Source organism: Amycolatopsis sp. NPDC051106 (assembly GCF_040682775.1).
In the GTDB taxonomy this organism is placed as follows: Bacteria; Actinomycetota; Actinomycetes; order Mycobacteriales; family Pseudonocardiaceae; genus Amycolatopsis.
The window spans coordinates 1-14,292 of sequence record NZ_JBFBBQ010000145.1; the positions used below are offsets into that span (position 1 = coordinate 1).

General features: G+C 72.9%; 13 protein-coding genes and 1 tRNA gene. 9 read left to right on the plus strand and 5 right to left on the minus strand.

Features of this window, described 5'->3' with window-relative positions:
• Window positions 1-246: 246 nt before the first annotated feature.
• The gene (locus AB0M83_RS46315; RefSeq protein ID WP_364528428.1) at window positions 247-813 is read right to left on the minus strand and encodes an isochorismatase family protein; all 567 of its coding nucleotides are present in this window, start codon (window positions 811-813) and stop codon (window positions 247-249) included.
• A gap of 55 nt (window positions 814-868) precedes the next feature.
• Between AB0M83_RS46315 and AB0M83_RS46320 the strand changes: the two genes are divergently transcribed.
• Window positions 869-1,150, plus strand: a complete 282-nt coding sequence (locus tag AB0M83_RS46320; RefSeq protein ID WP_364528431.1) for a hypothetical protein — start codon at window positions 869-871, stop codon at window positions 1,148-1,150.
• Here the strand turns inward: AB0M83_RS46320 and AB0M83_RS46325 are convergent.
• On the minus strand, window positions 1,147-1,359 hold the full coding sequence (locus tag AB0M83_RS46325) for a DUF2795 domain-containing protein (protein ID WP_364528434.1): 213 nt from the start codon (window positions 1,357-1,359) through the stop codon (window positions 1,147-1,149). The two genes, AB0M83_RS46320 and AB0M83_RS46325, sit on opposite strands and share 4 nt — an antisense overlap.
• A gap of 35 nt (window positions 1,360-1,394) precedes the next feature.
• The gene (gene selD / locus AB0M83_RS46330) at window positions 1,395-2,387 is read right to left on the minus strand and encodes a selenide, water dikinase SelD (protein ID WP_364528437.1); all 993 of its coding nucleotides are present in this window, start codon (window positions 2,385-2,387) and stop codon (window positions 1,395-1,397) included.
• A gap of 54 nt (window positions 2,388-2,441) precedes the next feature.
• Between selD and AB0M83_RS46335 the strand changes: the two genes are divergently transcribed.
• The 6 genes from AB0M83_RS46335 (at window position 2,442) to nrfD (ending at window position 10,655) form a co-directional block, all read left to right on the plus strand.
• A tRNA-Sec gene (locus AB0M83_RS46335) sits at window positions 2,442-2,536 on the plus strand.
• On the plus strand, window positions 2,536-3,819 hold the full coding sequence (gene selA, locus AB0M83_RS46340) for an L-seryl-tRNA(Sec) selenium transferase (protein WP_364528440.1): 1,284 nt from the start codon (window positions 2,536-2,538) through the stop codon (window positions 3,817-3,819). Before AB0M83_RS46335 ends, selA begins: the two co-directional genes overlap by 1 nt.
• Window positions 3,810-5,534, plus strand: a complete 1,725-nt coding sequence (selB, locus tag AB0M83_RS46345; protein ID WP_364528443.1) for a selenocysteine-specific translation elongation factor — start codon at window positions 3,810-3,812, stop codon at window positions 5,532-5,534. The genes selA and selB overlap by 10 nt, the downstream gene beginning before the upstream one ends.
• A gap of 141 nt (window positions 5,535-5,675) precedes the next feature.
• Window positions 5,676-8,915, plus strand: coding sequence for a formate dehydrogenase (fdh, locus tag AB0M83_RS46350; protein ID WP_364528446.1), 3,240 nt, complete (start codon window positions 5,676-5,678; stop codon window positions 8,913-8,915).
• Complete coding sequence (locus AB0M83_RS46355) at window positions 8,908-9,738, plus strand: 4Fe-4S dicluster domain-containing protein (protein WP_364528449.1); 831 nt, start codon at window positions 8,908-8,910, stop codon at window positions 9,736-9,738. Before fdh ends, AB0M83_RS46355 begins: the two co-directional genes overlap by 8 nt.
• Window positions 9,735-10,655, plus strand: a complete 921-nt coding sequence (gene nrfD / locus AB0M83_RS46360; protein ID WP_364528452.1) for an NrfD/PsrC family molybdoenzyme membrane anchor subunit — start codon at window positions 9,735-9,737, stop codon at window positions 10,653-10,655. The genes AB0M83_RS46355 and nrfD overlap by 4 nt, the downstream gene beginning before the upstream one ends.
• A 54-nt stretch (window positions 10,656-10,709) precedes the next feature.
• Here nrfD and AB0M83_RS46365 read toward each other — a convergent pair whose 3' ends face one another.
• Both AB0M83_RS46365 and AB0M83_RS46370 read right to left on the minus strand, forming a co-directional pair.
• A complete protein-coding gene (locus AB0M83_RS46365) occupies window positions 10,710-10,892 on the minus strand; it encodes a CsbD family protein (protein WP_364528455.1) in 183 nt (60 codons plus the stop codon).
• 182 nt (window positions 10,893-11,074) lie between these two features.
• Window positions 11,075-12,334 (minus strand): cation:proton antiporter, encoded by a 1,260-nt coding sequence (locus AB0M83_RS46370; RefSeq protein WP_364528458.1) that lies wholly within the window; start codon window positions 12,332-12,334, stop codon window positions 11,075-11,077.
• Window positions 12,335-12,516: 182 nt separating this feature from the next.
• Here AB0M83_RS46370 and AB0M83_RS46375 point away from each other — a divergent pair, with 182 nt between their 5' ends.
• Window positions 12,517-12,861: a hypothetical protein gene (locus AB0M83_RS46375; RefSeq protein ID WP_364528461.1), complete on the plus strand. Its 345-nt coding sequence runs from the start codon at window positions 12,517-12,519 to the stop codon at window positions 12,859-12,861.
• Window positions 12,862-12,899: 38 nt separating this feature from the next.
• Window positions 12,900-14,213, plus strand: coding sequence for a cytochrome P450 (locus AB0M83_RS46380; protein ID WP_364528464.1), 1,314 nt, complete (start codon window positions 12,900-12,902; stop codon window positions 14,211-14,213).
• The last annotated feature ends 79 nt before the right edge of the window (window positions 14,214-14,292 follow it).

Below are 14,292 nucleotides of genomic sequence, written 5' to 3' on the forward strand. Positions count from 1 at the left end.
GACTCATTCCTGGCGCCGGACGCCAGGAATGAGTCATTCACTGCGTTCCCACGAGCCGCCGCCGAGCACGGGCCCGAGCACCCGTCGAGCCGCCGCCGAGCCGTCGGCGAGCACCGGCCGAGCCGCTGGCGGCCGACCCGCGACCCGCGAGCGACCCCGCGAGTCGCCGCCGAGCACCCTCGAGCGACCCCACGAGTACCCGGCGAGCCGCCGGCGAGCGACCCGACCGAAACCCTCCGCCGCGGCTCAGGCCGGTGCCGCCACCCCGAACTCCACCTCCGCGGTCCGCACCGTCCCTGCCGTCCGGCCCGGCGCCGTGTGGAACTGCCAGTACAGGTTCGTGTGCGCGATGACCGCTCCCGGCTCCGGCGCCCCGTACGCCGACAAGTCCTCCGTCGTGTGCGCGTCGGACACCAGTGTCGCGTCGTAGCCGCGGGTGATCGCGCCGTGGAGGGTGGCGCGGATGCACGCGTCCGTCTGGGCTCCCGCCACCACCAGCCTGCCGATGCCACGCGCCGACAGCACCGCCTCCAGGTCGGTGTCCTCGAACGAATCGCCGTAAATCTTGTGCACCAACGGTTCCGTCTCCCGCCGCACCAGCTCCGGGACGTACTCCCACACCTCGCTCCCGCGAGGGAACTCCTCACTCGTGTGCTGGACCCACACCACGTCGACCCCGTTCGACCGCGCCTTCTCCACCAAGGCGACGATGTTCGCGAGGACGGCCGCGCGGTCGTGGGCCCCGTTCATCACGCCGTTCTGCACGTCGACGATCAACAGGGCGGTGTTCGGGCGATCGGGCAAAGTCGTCATGCCGCACACCTTAAACGCGGGCACCGACAGTTTCCGCGACGTAGCATGATCCGCCATGGACTACGGGATGCTGCTGCTCGGGGTCGTCCTGCTCGTGGTGGTCGTCGGCCTGGGCTCGTCGGCCACCGAACGCAGGCTCACCCGCCGGCTCGAGCGGATGGAACGGAAGCTGGACGCCATCGTCGCGCAGCTCGGCGTCACCGTCGAGGAACCGGGGCTCGCCGAGGTGACCGCGCTGCTGCGCGAGGGCAAGAAGATCCAGGCGATCAAGGCCTACCGCGAGAACACGGGTGCGGATCTCAAGGAAGCGCGCGACGCCGTGGAGCGGCTCGCTTAGGGCGCCCCGCCGACGTGCTTCGCCGACACCGCTTCCCAGACGGAGTCGAAGTTCTCGTAGCGGTCGCCGGCGGGCAGGCCGCCGAGCGACCCCAGCACGGAGTCGCCGCCGCCGGCCGCGGCGGCGCGCCGCAGGAGCTCCTCGCGGCCGCACGGGTAGTCGGTCTCGGCCAGGTGCTGTTCGAGGCTGGAACGGTCCGGTGCAGGCATGATCCCCGCGTACCCGCCGCGGACGGCCCGAAAACTCAGCCCACGACGATCGTGTGGTCCCCGCGGGGCACGAGCTCCCCGATCACCGGGTGACCCGGCAGTTCCCCGGCGACCAGCAGCCCGCCGGACGTCTGCGCGTCGGCCAGCAGCAGCGCCTCGTCCTCCGGGATCCGGGACAGGTCGACGTGCGGGCGCACCCAGTCGAGGTTGCGGCGGGTGCCGCCGCTGACGTACCCGTCACGCAACGCCTCACGCGCGCCTTCGACGTAGGGCACGGCCGCCGGGTCGAGCCGCGCGGTGACCCCGCTCGCCCTGGCCAGCTTGTGCAGGTGGCCCAGCAGCCCGAAGCCGGTGACGTCGGTGGCGCAGACGGCCCCCGCTTCGAGCGCGGCGCGCGCGGCCGCGTCGTTCAGCGTCGTCATGATGTCGATCGCCTGCTCGAACCGTTCGCCGGTGGCCTTGTGCCGCGAGTTCAGCACGCCGATGCCGAGCGGCTTGGTCAGCGTCAGCGGCACGCCCGCGCGCCCGGCGTCGTTGCGCAGCAGCCGCGAAGGATCCGCGACGCCGGTGACGGCCAGCCCGTACTTCGGCTCCGGGTCGTCGATGCTGTGCCCGCCGGCCAGGTGGCAGCCAGCCTTCCCGCAGACGTCGAGGCCGCCGCGCAGCACCTCGCCCGCCAGCTCGAAGGGCAGCGTCTCCCGCGGCCAGCCGAGCAGGTTGACCGCCACCACCGGCGTGCCGCCCATGGCGTAGACGTCGGACAGCGCGTTGGCCGCGGCGATCCGCCCCCAGTCGTAGGCGTCGTCGACGACCGGGGTGAAGAAGTCGGTGGTCGCGATCAGCGCGATGGACCCGGAGATCCGGACGGCGGCCGCGTCGTCCCCGGTGTCGAGGCCGACGAGGAGCTCGCCGGCCGGATTGGTGGGGGAGCTGCCGGTGAGGCCGCGGACGGCCTCTTCCAGCTCGCCGGGCGGGATCTTGCACGCACAGCCGCCACCGTGCGCGTACTGCGTCAGTCGAAGCGCCACCGGTTCATCGTGCCCGCCGGCCGGGAACTTGGCAGGATGGCGGGCATGGTGCAGGGAGGCGTATCCGGCCTGGTGACCGGCACGGTCTTCAAAACCGTTGAGCGGCAGGTCCTGCCGCTGGCGGGTTCGATTCCCGTCCGCCTCCGCCATGCCTGACCCCCGCCGCGCGATCCCGCGGACCGACGCGCTGCTGGCCGAGCCCCGGATCGCCAAGTTCGCCGAGACGCTCGGCCGGGACCTGGTGAAGGCGGCGATCCAGGCCGCCCAGCAAGCCGCGCGGGCCGGCGAGATCGCCCCGGGCGACGTCGTCGACGGCGTGCTCGCGCGGCTCCCGGCGAGCGCGGCGTCGCTGCGGCCGGTCATCAACGCGACCGGCGTCGTCGTGCACACCAACCTCGGCCGGGCGCCGCTGTCCGCGGCCGCCCTGGACGCCCTGGTAGCAGCCGGCGGCGCCACCGACGTCGAGTTCGACCTCGCGACCGGAGAGCGGGCCCGGCGCGGGCGGGGAGCGCTGGCGGCGCTGGCCGCCGCCGTCCCGGCCGCCGGCGCCGTGCACGTCGTCAACAACAACGCGGCCGCCCTGCTGCTCTGCGCGCTCGCGCTGGCCCCGGGACGGGAGATCGTCGTCAGCCGGGGCGAGCTGGTCGAGATCGGGGACGGCTTCCGCATCCCCGACCTCCTGGCGTCGACCGGCGCCCGGCTGCGCGAGGTCGGCACCACGAACCGGACTTCGGTCCGCGACTACGCCGACGCCGTCGGCCCGGACACCGGGTTCGTGCTCAAGGTGCACCCGTCGAACTACCGCGTCGCCGGCTTCACCTCGGAGGCGGCGCTCAGCGAGCTGGCCGGCCTCGGCATGCCCGTGGTCGCCGACATCGGCTCCGGCCTGCTGGCCCCGCACCCGCTCCTGCCGGACGAACCGGACGCCACGAGCGCGCTGCGGGCGGGCGCCACGGTCGTCACGGCCAGCGGCGACAAGCTGCTCGGCGGCCCGCAGGCCGGCCTCCTCCTGGGTGACGCCGACGTCGTCGAACGGCTTCGGCGGCACCCGGCCGCGCGGGCGCTGCGCGTCGACAAGCTCACGCTCGCCGCGCTAGAAGCGACGCTCCGCGGACCTCGGCCGCCGGTGCGAGCGGCCCTCGACGCGTCCGTCGCGAGCCTCCGAGAGCGAGCGGAGAACCTGGTCCGAGCGCTGGAAGGCGTGGACGCCCGGGTGGTTTCGTGTGTCGCCGCCGTCGGCGGTGGGGGAGCGCCGGGCGTCGAGCTGCCCAGCGTCGCGGTGAGCCTGCCCGCCCGGTACGCCGCCGCGCTGCGGACGGGCGAGCCCGCGGTCGTCGGCCGGGTCGAGCGGGACCGGTGCCTGCTCGACCTGCGGACCGTGCGCCCGGAAGAGGACGCGAAGCTCCGGGAGGCCGTGCGCCGATGCGGGTGATCGTCACCGCCGGGCACGTCGACCACGGGAAGTCGACCCTCGTGCGCCGGCTGACCGGGATGGAACCGGACCGGTGGGCCGAGGAACGCCGTCGCGGGCTCACCATCGACCTCGGCTTCGCCTGGACGCGGATCGGCGCCGAGGACGTCGCGTTCGTGGACGTGCCGGGCCACGAACGGTTCGTGCCGAACATGCTGGCGGGCGCCGGGCCCGCGCCGGCGGTGCTGTTCGTGGTCGCGGCCGACGAGGGCTGGATGCCGCAGTCGGCCGAGCACCTCGCCGCGCTCGACGCGTTCGGCGTCGACCGCGGGCTGCTGGTCGTCACCAAAGCAGACCGGGCCGACCCAGCGTCCGCGACCGAGGCCGCACTGGCCGAGATCGGCCGGACGTCGCTGGGCGCGGTGCCGAACGTCGCCGTCAGCGGGACCACCGGCGCGGGCTTCGACGCACTGCGCGCGGCGATCGCCACCCTGGCCGGAACGCTGCCGACGCCTGATCCGAGCGCCGACGTCCGGTTGTGGATCGACCGGGCGTTCACCGTTTCGGGCGCCGGCACGGTCGTCACCGGCACCCTCGCCGCGGGGACGATCGCCGTCGGCGACGAGCTGCTGCTCGGCGACGCGCGGGTGAAGGTCCGCGGCCTGCAGGCCCTCGGCGAACCGCACGACCGGGTGACGGCCGTGGCCCGGGTGGCGGTGAACCTGCGCGGCACCGCGCGCGCCGGCGTCGGACGCGGCGACGTCCTGCTCACGCCGGGCCGGTGGCACGCGACGGCCGAGTTCGACGTCCGGCTGCGTGGCGTGGACGCCGCGGACGTCCACCGGAACCTGGTGCTGCACTTCGGCACGGCGGCGGTGCCGGTGCGCGTCCGTCCACTGGGGACGGACACCGCGCGGCTCACGACGGCGTCCGCCTTGCCGCTGCGCGTGGGCGATCGCGGGCTACTGCGCGACCCGGGCGAGCACCGGATCGCCGCCGGGTTCGACGTGCTCGACGTCCGGCCGCCGTCGTTGGCTCGTCGGGGTGCGGCGCGGGCCCGGGGCGACGAACTGGCTTCCCCCGACCTCGCCGCGGCCTACCTGCGCCGCGTCGGTTTCGTCCGGGCCGCGGACTTCGCGGCGATGGGCCTGCCCCAGACGGGCGACCCGGTCGGCGACTGGCGTGTGGACCCGGCCCGGTTCGCCGCGCTGCGTGCGGAGGCCGCGGCGATCGTGCGCGGCTGGGACGCGGTGGCGGCGGGAGTGCCGGTGGAGGCACTGCGGCAGCGGCTCGGCCTGCCCGCACCGGAACTGGTCGGCCCGCTGCTGGCGGGCACCGGCTTCGAGGTGGCGGGCGGGCTCGTCCGGCGGCCCGGCGCGGGGCTCGCCCCGGCCGTCGAGAAGGCCCTGGAAACGGTGGCGAAGCGGCTCGCCGAGCACCCGTTCCGCGCCCCGGAGGCGGACGAGCTGCGGGCGCTCGGCCTCGGCCGCCGCGAGCTGGCGGCGGCCGTCCGCCTCGGCCGGCTGACGGCGGTGGCGGAGGGAGTGGTGCTCGGGCCCGACGTCGAAGAGCGTGCGATCACGGAGCTTCGCTCGCTTCCCCAGCCGTTCACGGTTTCGGAGGCCCGGCGGGCCCTGGACAGCACCCGCCGGGTGATGATCCCGCTGCTGGAACGCCTCGACGCGGCGGGCCTGACCGAACCCTTGGGCGACGGGACCCGCCGCACGGTGGGCTGAAACGTCTTGAATGAGTCATTCAAGACCTCCGAAGACCTGAATGACTCATTCAAGACATTTGGCCGGGGCGGCTGCGGATAGGAGCCGCCGGACGAGTGGTTAGACCTGCGAACCCCGGGTATCGCTACTACCGTGCCCAGCATGAGCGCGCGGCAGCGGATCGAAGGCTGGCTCGGCGGCTGGCCGGTGTACCGGCAGCTGACCGGTCCGGACCGGACAGCGCGCGCCGCGGCGGCCAAATCGGATGGTTCGGAAAAATGGCACGCCCGCACCGAAGACGCCGACAAGGTCGTCCGCTCCATCTGCCCGTACTGCGCCGTCGGCTGTGGCCAGAAGGTCTACGTCAAGGACGGCCGCGTCACGCAGATCGAGGGTGACCCGGACTCGCCCATCTCCCGCGGCCGGCTCTGCCCGAAGGGCTCGGCCAGCAAGCAGCTCGTGACCAGCCCGAGCCGCGTCACCGAAGTCCTCTACCGCCGCCCGTACGGCACCGAGTGGGAACCCCTGTCCCTCGACCAGGCGATGGACATGATCGCCGACCGGGTCCTCAAGACCCGTGACGAGACGTGGCAGGACGTCGACGACCAGGGTCGCAAGCTCAACCGCACGCTCGGCTTCGCCAGCCTGGGCGGCGCGACGCTGGACAACGAAGAGAACTACCTGATGAAGAAGCTGTACACCGCGCTCGGCGCGATCCAGATCGAAAACCAGGCCCGTATTTGACACTCCGCCACGGTTCCCGGTCTGGGGACCTCCTTCGGTCGTGGAGGCGCCACGACGTTCCAGCAAGACCTCGCCAACGCCGACTGCATCGTCATCCAGGGCTCGAACATGGCCGAGTGTCACCCGGTCGGGTTCCAGTGGGTGATGGAGGCGAAGGCCCGTGGCGCCAAGATCATCCACGTCGACCCGCGGTTCACCCGCACCAGCGCGGTCTCGCACGTCCACGCGGCATTGCGCGCCGGCACGGACATCGCGTTCCTCGGCGGCCTGATCAACCACGTCCTGTCGGAGGGGAAGGACTTCCGGGAGTACGTGCTGGCCTACACGAACGCGGCCGCGATCCTGCGTGAGGACTTCGAAGACACCGAAGACCTCGACGGCGTCTTCTCGGGCTACGACCCCGAGCGGCGCCAGTACGACATGACGACGTGGGAGTACGAAGGCGCGCCGACGGTGCCCGCGTCCGGGTCCACCGACCCGGAGCAGCCGGGCGAGCCGGGTTCGGAGAGCCAGCACGGCGGCGAGGGTCACCAGAGCACGGCCCGGGCGGACACCTACGGCAGTGGCGGCGCGGCGGTCGGCGCCAAGCCCAAGACCGACGAGACGCTGCAGCACCCGCGCTGCGTCTACCAGGTGCTCAAGCGGCACTTCGCGCGCTACACGCCCGAACTGGTCGCCGACGTCTGCGGCCTGCCCGTGGAGCAGTTCCGGGAGATCGCCGAGGCGATCACCGCGAACTCCGGCCGTGACCGCACGACGGCGTGGGTGTACTCCGTCGGCTGGACGCACCACACGGTCGGCGCGCAGTACATCCGCACGGCGTCGATCCTGCAGACCCTGCTGGGCAACATCGGCCGGCCCGGCGGCGGCATCCTCGCGCTGCGCGGCCACGCCAGCATCCAGGGGTCCACCGACATCCCGACGTTGTTCAACCTGCTGCCCGGCTACATCCCGATGCCGCACGCGCACCAGCACCAGAGCCTCGACGAGTTCGTCGAAGCGGACGCGGGCAAGACCGGCTTCTGGGGCAACATGCGCTCCTACACCGTGAGCCTGCTCAAGTCGTACTGGGGCGAGTCGGCCCAGCCGCACAACGACTTCCGGTTCGACTACCTGCCGCGGCTGACCGGCGACCACGGCACGTACGCGACCGTGCAGAAGCAGATCGAGGGGGAGTGCAAGGGCTACTTCCTGGTGGGGGAGAACCCGGCGGTCGGCTCGGCCAACGGCAAGTTCCAGCGCCTCGGCCTGGCCAACCTCGACTGGCTCGTCGTCCGGGACCTGCAAATGATCGAGAGCGCGACCTTCTGGAAGGACGGCCCGGAGATCGAGACCGGCGAGCTCAAGTCCGACGAGATCGGGACCGAGGTCTTCTTCCTGCCCGCCGCCGCGCACACCGAGAAGGACGGCAGCTTCACCAACACCCAGCGCCTGCTGCAGTGGCACCACAAAGCCGTCGAACCACCCGGTGACGCCCGCAGCGACCTGTGGTTCTACTACCACCTGGGCCGGATCATCCGGGAGCGGATCGGTGACGACCCGCGCGACGCGCCGATCCGCGACCTCACCTGGAGCTACCCGGTCGAAGGTTCGACCGACGACCCGAGCGCCGAGTCCGTGCTCACCGAGATCAACGGCCACGGCCCGGACGGGCCGCTCTCGGCCTACACGCAGCTGAAGGACGACGGCTCGACCGCGTGCGGCTGCTGGATCTACTGCGGCGTGCGCGCGGACGGGAAGAACCAGGCCGCGAACCGGCAGCCGGGCAGCGAACAGGACTGGGTCGCCCAGGGCTGGGCCTGGGCGTGGCCGGCGAACCGGCGGATCCTCTACAACCGCGCGTCGGCGGACCCGGACGGGAAGCCGTGGAGCGAGCGGAAGAAGCTGCTCAGCTGGGACGCCGAAGAGGGCAAGTGGGTCGGCCCGGACGTTCCCGACTTCGAGCCGACCAAGGCGCCCGACTACGAGCCGCCCGAAGGCGCCAAGGCACAGGAGGCGCTCGGCGGACGGGACCCGTTCATCATGCAGACCGACGGCAAGGCGTGGCTCTACGTCCCGGCCGGCCTGGCCGACGGCCCGCTGCCCACGCACTACGAGCCGTTCGAAAGCCCGGTGGACAACGCGCTCTACAGCCAGCAGGAATCGCCGACGCGCCAGACGCTGGAAAGCCCGTCGAACCCGTACAACCCGTCGCGGAGCGCGGTCTACCCCTACGTCTTCACGACCTACCGGCTCACCGAGCACCACACCGCGGGCGGCATGAGCCGGACGCTGCCGTACCTGTCGGAGCTGCAGCCGGAGTTCTTCTGCGAGGTCTCGCCGGCGCTGGCGGCCGAGCGCGGCCTCGAGAACGGCGGCTGGGCGACGATCATCTCCGCGCGGACGGCGATCGAGGCCCGCGTCCTCGTCACCGACCGCGTGAAGCCGCTGAAGGTCCGCGGCCGGACGATCCACCAGGTCGGCCTGCCCTACCACTGGGGCCCGAACGGCCTGTCCCGCGGCGACGCCGCCAACGACCTGCTGTCGATCGTGATGGACCCGAACGTGCACATCCAGGAGTCCAAGGCGGCCACCTGTGACATCCGGCCGGGACGGCGCCCGCGCGGCGCCGCGCTGCCGGAGTTCGTGGCCGAGTACCGGAGGCGAGCCGATGGCTGAGTACGGCACCCAGCCCCGGATGGGGTTCTTCACCGACACGTCCGTGTGCATCGGCTGCAAGGCCTGCGAAGTGGCCTGCAAGGAGTGGAACGGCGTGCCCGAATCGGGCGGGCTGGACCTGCTCGGCATGTCCTACGACAACACCGGCGCGCTGGGCTCGAACACCTGGCGGCATGTCGCCTTCGTCGAACAACCCAAGGCATCCACAGTGGATCTCGGGATGCCGGACGTCGGCGCGCCGGGGCAGGACGACCCGGGCGTGCGCTGGCTGATGTCGAGCGACGTCTGCAAGCACTGCACGCACGCCGCGTGCCTCGACGTCTGCCCGACCGGCTCGCTGTTCCGCACCGAGTTCGGCACCGTCGTCGTGCAGCAGGACATCTGCAACGGCTGCGGCTACTGCGTCCCGGCCTGCCCCTACGGCGTCATCGAAAAGCGCGAGTCGGACGGCCGCGCGTTCAAGTGCACCCTCTGCTACGACCGGCTCGGCGCGGGCCTGGAACCCGCCTGCGCCAAGGCGTGCCCGACCGACTCCATCCAGTTCGGCGAGCTGGACGAGCTGCGGGAACGCGCCGACGAGCGGGTGCGGACGCTGCACGACTCCGGCGTGCCCGAGGCCCGGCTCTACGGCCGCGACCCGGACGACGGCGTCGGCGGGGACGGCGCGTTCTTCCTGCTGCTGGACGAACCCGAGGTCTACGGCCTGCCGCCGGACCCGGTCGTCACCACGCGGGACCTGCCCGCGATGTGGAAGCGGGCGGCGGTGACGGCGGCCGGCGTGGCCGTGGCGGTCGCGGCGTCGTTCCTGGGACGGCGCCGGTGAGCCCGCGCCGCGAGCGGGCGATGGTCGAGCCCGCCGAGTTCAAGTCCTACTACGGCCGGCCGATCCTCAAGGAGCCGGCCTGGAAGCAGCCGGACGTGCCGCTGTACCTGTTCCTCGGCGGCGCGGCGGGCGCGTCGGCGACGCTGGCGGCGCTCGCCGACGTCACCGGGCGGCCGGCCCTGGCCCGCGTGGGCCGGCTCGTCGCCTCCGGCGGGTCGCTCGCGAGCGTCGTGGCGCTGATCCACGACCTCGGGAAGCCGACGCGGTTCCTGCACATGCTGCGGGTGCTGAAGCCGACGTCCCCGCTGTCGGTGGGATCGTGGATCCTGTCGCCGTTCTCGGGGTTGGCCGCGGTGTCCGCCGCGGCCGAGCTGACCGGTCTGCTGCCGGGCATCGGGCGGCTGGCGGGCGTGGGCGCGGGGGTGCTCGGCCCGGCGATGTGCACGTACACGGCGGTGCTGCTGGCGGACACGGCGACACCGTCGTGGCACGAGGCCCACGGAACGCTCCCGGTGCTGTTCGCGGGCAGCGCGCTGACGAGCGGTGCGGGTGCGGCCCTGCTGGCGGTGCCCGTGAGCGAGGCCGGCCCGGCGGTCCGGGCGGGGCTGGCCGGGGCGGTCGCGGAACTGCTGGCCGAGCACCACCTGGAGACCGGGCTGGGCCTGGTGTCGGAGCCGTACCGGACGGGCCGCGCGGGCAAGCTGCTGAAGGCGGCGAAGGCGCTGACGGCGGCCGGGGCGGGGCTTTCCCTGCTGGCGCGGCGGAACCGGGCGGCGGGGGTGCTGGCCGGAGCGGCTTACCTGACGTCGGGCCTGTGCACGCGCTTCGGCGTCTACGCCGCAGGCGTGGAATCCACAAAGGACCCGAAGTACGTGGTGGTTCCGCAGCGGGAACGGATCGAGCGCGAGGGACGCTGAAGACACGAAGCCGCCGCACCCCGGAAACCCGGAGTGCGGCGGCGAAGGACGTGGTCAGTCCTTGTTCGTGACGCCCTTGATGGCGTCCTTGACCTTCTCGCCCGCCTGCTTCAGCGAGCCCTTGGCCTGGTCGGACTTGCCTTCGGCCTGCCACTGCTCGTTGCCCGTGGCGTCGCCGACAGCTTCCTTCGCGCGGCCCTTGAGCTCTTCACCCTTGTTCTCGATCTTGTCGTTCACGGCGTGCACCTTTCGTTGCGGCGACATTTCCGGATCGGCCAGTCGCCAAAAGGGCCTTGACTCAGAAGTACCCACTCGTCCGCCGCATACACATCACAGCCGAACGAGAGCCGTGAACGCGGTCACGCCCACGAGGAGGCACTCCGGGGACGGCGAGCAGCCAGCGGACCAGCGCATCCGGCTCAGCGGGCCGGCAGGTGGCCGCCCATCCGCTCGATCCGCTTGATGGCCGGCTCCGCGAGGATGCCGTGGACCAGCACCGACACGGCGACGGCGAGCGCGCCGACCCGCCAGAGCACGTCCTGGTGCTCCACCGGCAGCCGGTTGATCGCGTAGGCGAGGTAGTAGAGCGTGCCGATGCCGCGGACGCCGAAGAACGCGATGGCCAGCGTCGCGGGCCGCCCGGCCGAGGACCCGAGCAGCGACACCCAGCCGACCACGGGCCGCACCACCAGGACCGCGACCACGGCGATCACCACTTCGAGGGGCCGGAGGCCGAGCAGCAGCCCGTCGCCGATGGCCAGCCCCAGTCCGAGCAGGGCGAGCGGCACGAAGAGCCGTTCGAGCTGGTGGCCGAAGGCGTGCAGGACGCCGTGGTAGTCGTGCTCGCGCTCCAGCTTGCGGACGCAGACCGCGGCGGTGAACACGGCGACGAAGCCGTTGCCGTGGGCCAGCTCCGCCAGCGCGTACGGCAGGAAGGCCAGGGCGAGCAGGACCAGGCCGTCGCCGTACTCGGCGAGCCGCAGGCGATCCGACGACGTCCGGAAGATCGCCCAGCCGAGCCCGCGCCCGGCGACCAGGCCGAGCACCGCGCCGGTCGCGACGGGCAGCAGCAGGTCCACGAGCACCCAGGAGAGGTCGAGGTTCGGCCTGCTGCCCGCCATCGCCAGGCCGAGCAGGACGAACGGCATGGCCAGCCCGTCGTTGAGGCCCGCCTCGGTGGTCAGCGTGAAGCGGATTTCGTTGTTCCGGGCCAGGTCCGGCTCGACGTCGGGGTGCGGCACGCCGATGTCGCCCGCCAGCACCGGGTCGGTCGGCGCCAGCGCCGCGGCCAGCAGCAGTGCCACGCCCGGCGCCAAGGCAAGCCACCAGTACCCCAGCGCGGCGATCGCGAGGATCGACAGCGGCATGGTCAGCGCGAGCAGCCGCCAGGTCGAGCCCCAGCGTTTCAGGCCGAACGGGCGGTCGACGGACAGGCCGGCCCCGGCCAGCGCGACGAGGATCCCCACCTGGGTGAAGGACTCGACGCCCTCCAGGTGGGCGGCGGGGTCGCTCCAGCCGTTGCCGTAGGGCGCGGGCAGGGGCAGCACGCCCAGGACGATCCCGGCGATCAGCATCACCAGCGGCACCGAAAACGGCCGGTCGGCCACGAGCTTCGGCACGATCGCCGCGGCCAGGGCGAGCAGGCCGGCCACCCCGAACAGCACGGTCAACGACGACAACGTTCCTCCTGCCCGCTCATGCCGTGTGCCACCCGGGCGGGAGGTCCGTGCGCGGGTCCCGGCCGAGCGTGAGCCGGTTCCGCCGACGCCCCCGCCCGGCCGGATGCGGGTAGCGTGACCGGGAGGTGGCGTCGTGCCCGGGGTTCCCCTGGTACGCGCGGCGAAACCGGTGAGGAGGCGGCGTGACGGCGGCGAACGGGGCCGGGCGGCCCTGCCGGTTCTGCGGCAGCGTGCGCGGCCCGCGGGTCCCGGGCAAGGCCGGGCCGATCTGCGTGGACTGCGTGCGGGCCGGGCTCCGGGTGGTGCGCGACGGCGCCGACCGCGAGACCCCGGGCGGGGACGTGCTGGCGGCGGTGACCTCGCCCTTGGCCGCGGTCTGCGAGTTCTGTGGCCGCCGCGAACGCCGGACGTTCCTCGGCCTGCGGCGCCCGCTGCTGCGCGTCACGTGCGCCCAGCGGGATGCGGTGATCTGCGTCGACTGCCTGGACCACGCCGGTGACGTGCTGAACCTCGCACTGCGCCACTGAGCGCGTTTTCCGAAGGCGGGCTCGGGTAACCGGGCGTCATGACCTCCACCCACTTGACCCGGCCGGTGACCGCCTCGGTCACCGAGACCCTGCGCGTCGCGGCCGAAGTGGCGCTGCCCATGCTCGCGGGCGGGGTGATCAAACGCCGTCCCGCCGCGATGGGGCTGGCCGGCAAGCTGCAGGTCGACCGGCCCGCCGTCAAGCTGCTCACCCGGCTGCGGGACCGCTACGACGGACGCCCGCTGAAGCTGCGCGTACCCGGCCGGTCCGTGGAGCTGGCCCTCTCCGGCGAAGACGTCGGCACGCTGCTGGCCGGCGCGCCGACGCCGTTCAGTCCGTCCACAGTGGAGAAGCGGGCGGCACTGGGGCACTTCCAGCCGCACGGTGTGCTGATTTCGGACGCGCATGACCGCCGTCCGCGACGCCGCTTCACCGAAGCCGTGCTCGAGCCCGGCCGTCCGCTGCACGAGCTCGCGGCGCCGTTCGCCCGCGCGATCGCGGACGAAGCTGCCGTCTTGCTCGCCGAAGCCGGCCAAGAGCTGACCTGGGACACCTTCAACGTCGCGTGGTGGCGGCTGGTGCGCACGATCGTGCTCGGGCCGGGCGCTCGTGACGACGAAACGCTCACCGACCTGCTGGAACGGCTGCGGCTCGACGCGAACTGGGCGTACGTGCACCCGCGGCGCAAGCAACTGCGCGAGCGTTTCCACGCCCGCTTGGCCGAGCACCTCGGCCGGGCCGAGCCGGGCAGCCTGGCGGCGGCGATCGCCGAAGCCGGCGACGACGGCACCGCGGCCGACCAGGTGGCGCACTGGCTGTTCGCGTTCGACGCGGCGGGCATGGTGACGTTCCGGACGCTGGCCCTGCTGGCGACCCACCCGGCGGCGCTGGAGCGAGCCCGGTCGGAGCTGCCGGACGCCGAGCCGGCCGAGCCGCAGCAGCTGGGCTACCTGCGCGCGTGCGTCCTGGACGCGGTCCGCTTGTGGCCGACCACGCCGATGATCCTGCGTGAGACGACGGAAGAGACCTCGTGGGGGCCGGCGGGCACGACGGTGCTGATCTTCACACCGTTCTTCCACCGGGACGCGGAGCTGCCGTACGCCGACCGCTTCGAGCCGGACATCTGGCTCGATGGCCGCGCGGCGGAGAACCCCGCACTGGTGCCGTTCAGCGCCGGCCCGGCGATCTGCCCGGGCCGTGACCTCGTCCAGTTCTGCACGAGCACGCTGCTGGCGAACCTGCTGCGCGAACACGACTTCGAGCAGAAGACGGGCCCGGTGCTGTCCCCGGACCGTCCCCTCCCGGCCACCTTGGACAACTTCCACCTCAAGTTCGCGGTGCGCCCGGCCTGAAGCGCCCCAATGTGGCGTTGGTTGCGTGAGACGCACCCAATGTGGCGTGGGGGGGGGGGGTGGCACGGAGCCCGCACGA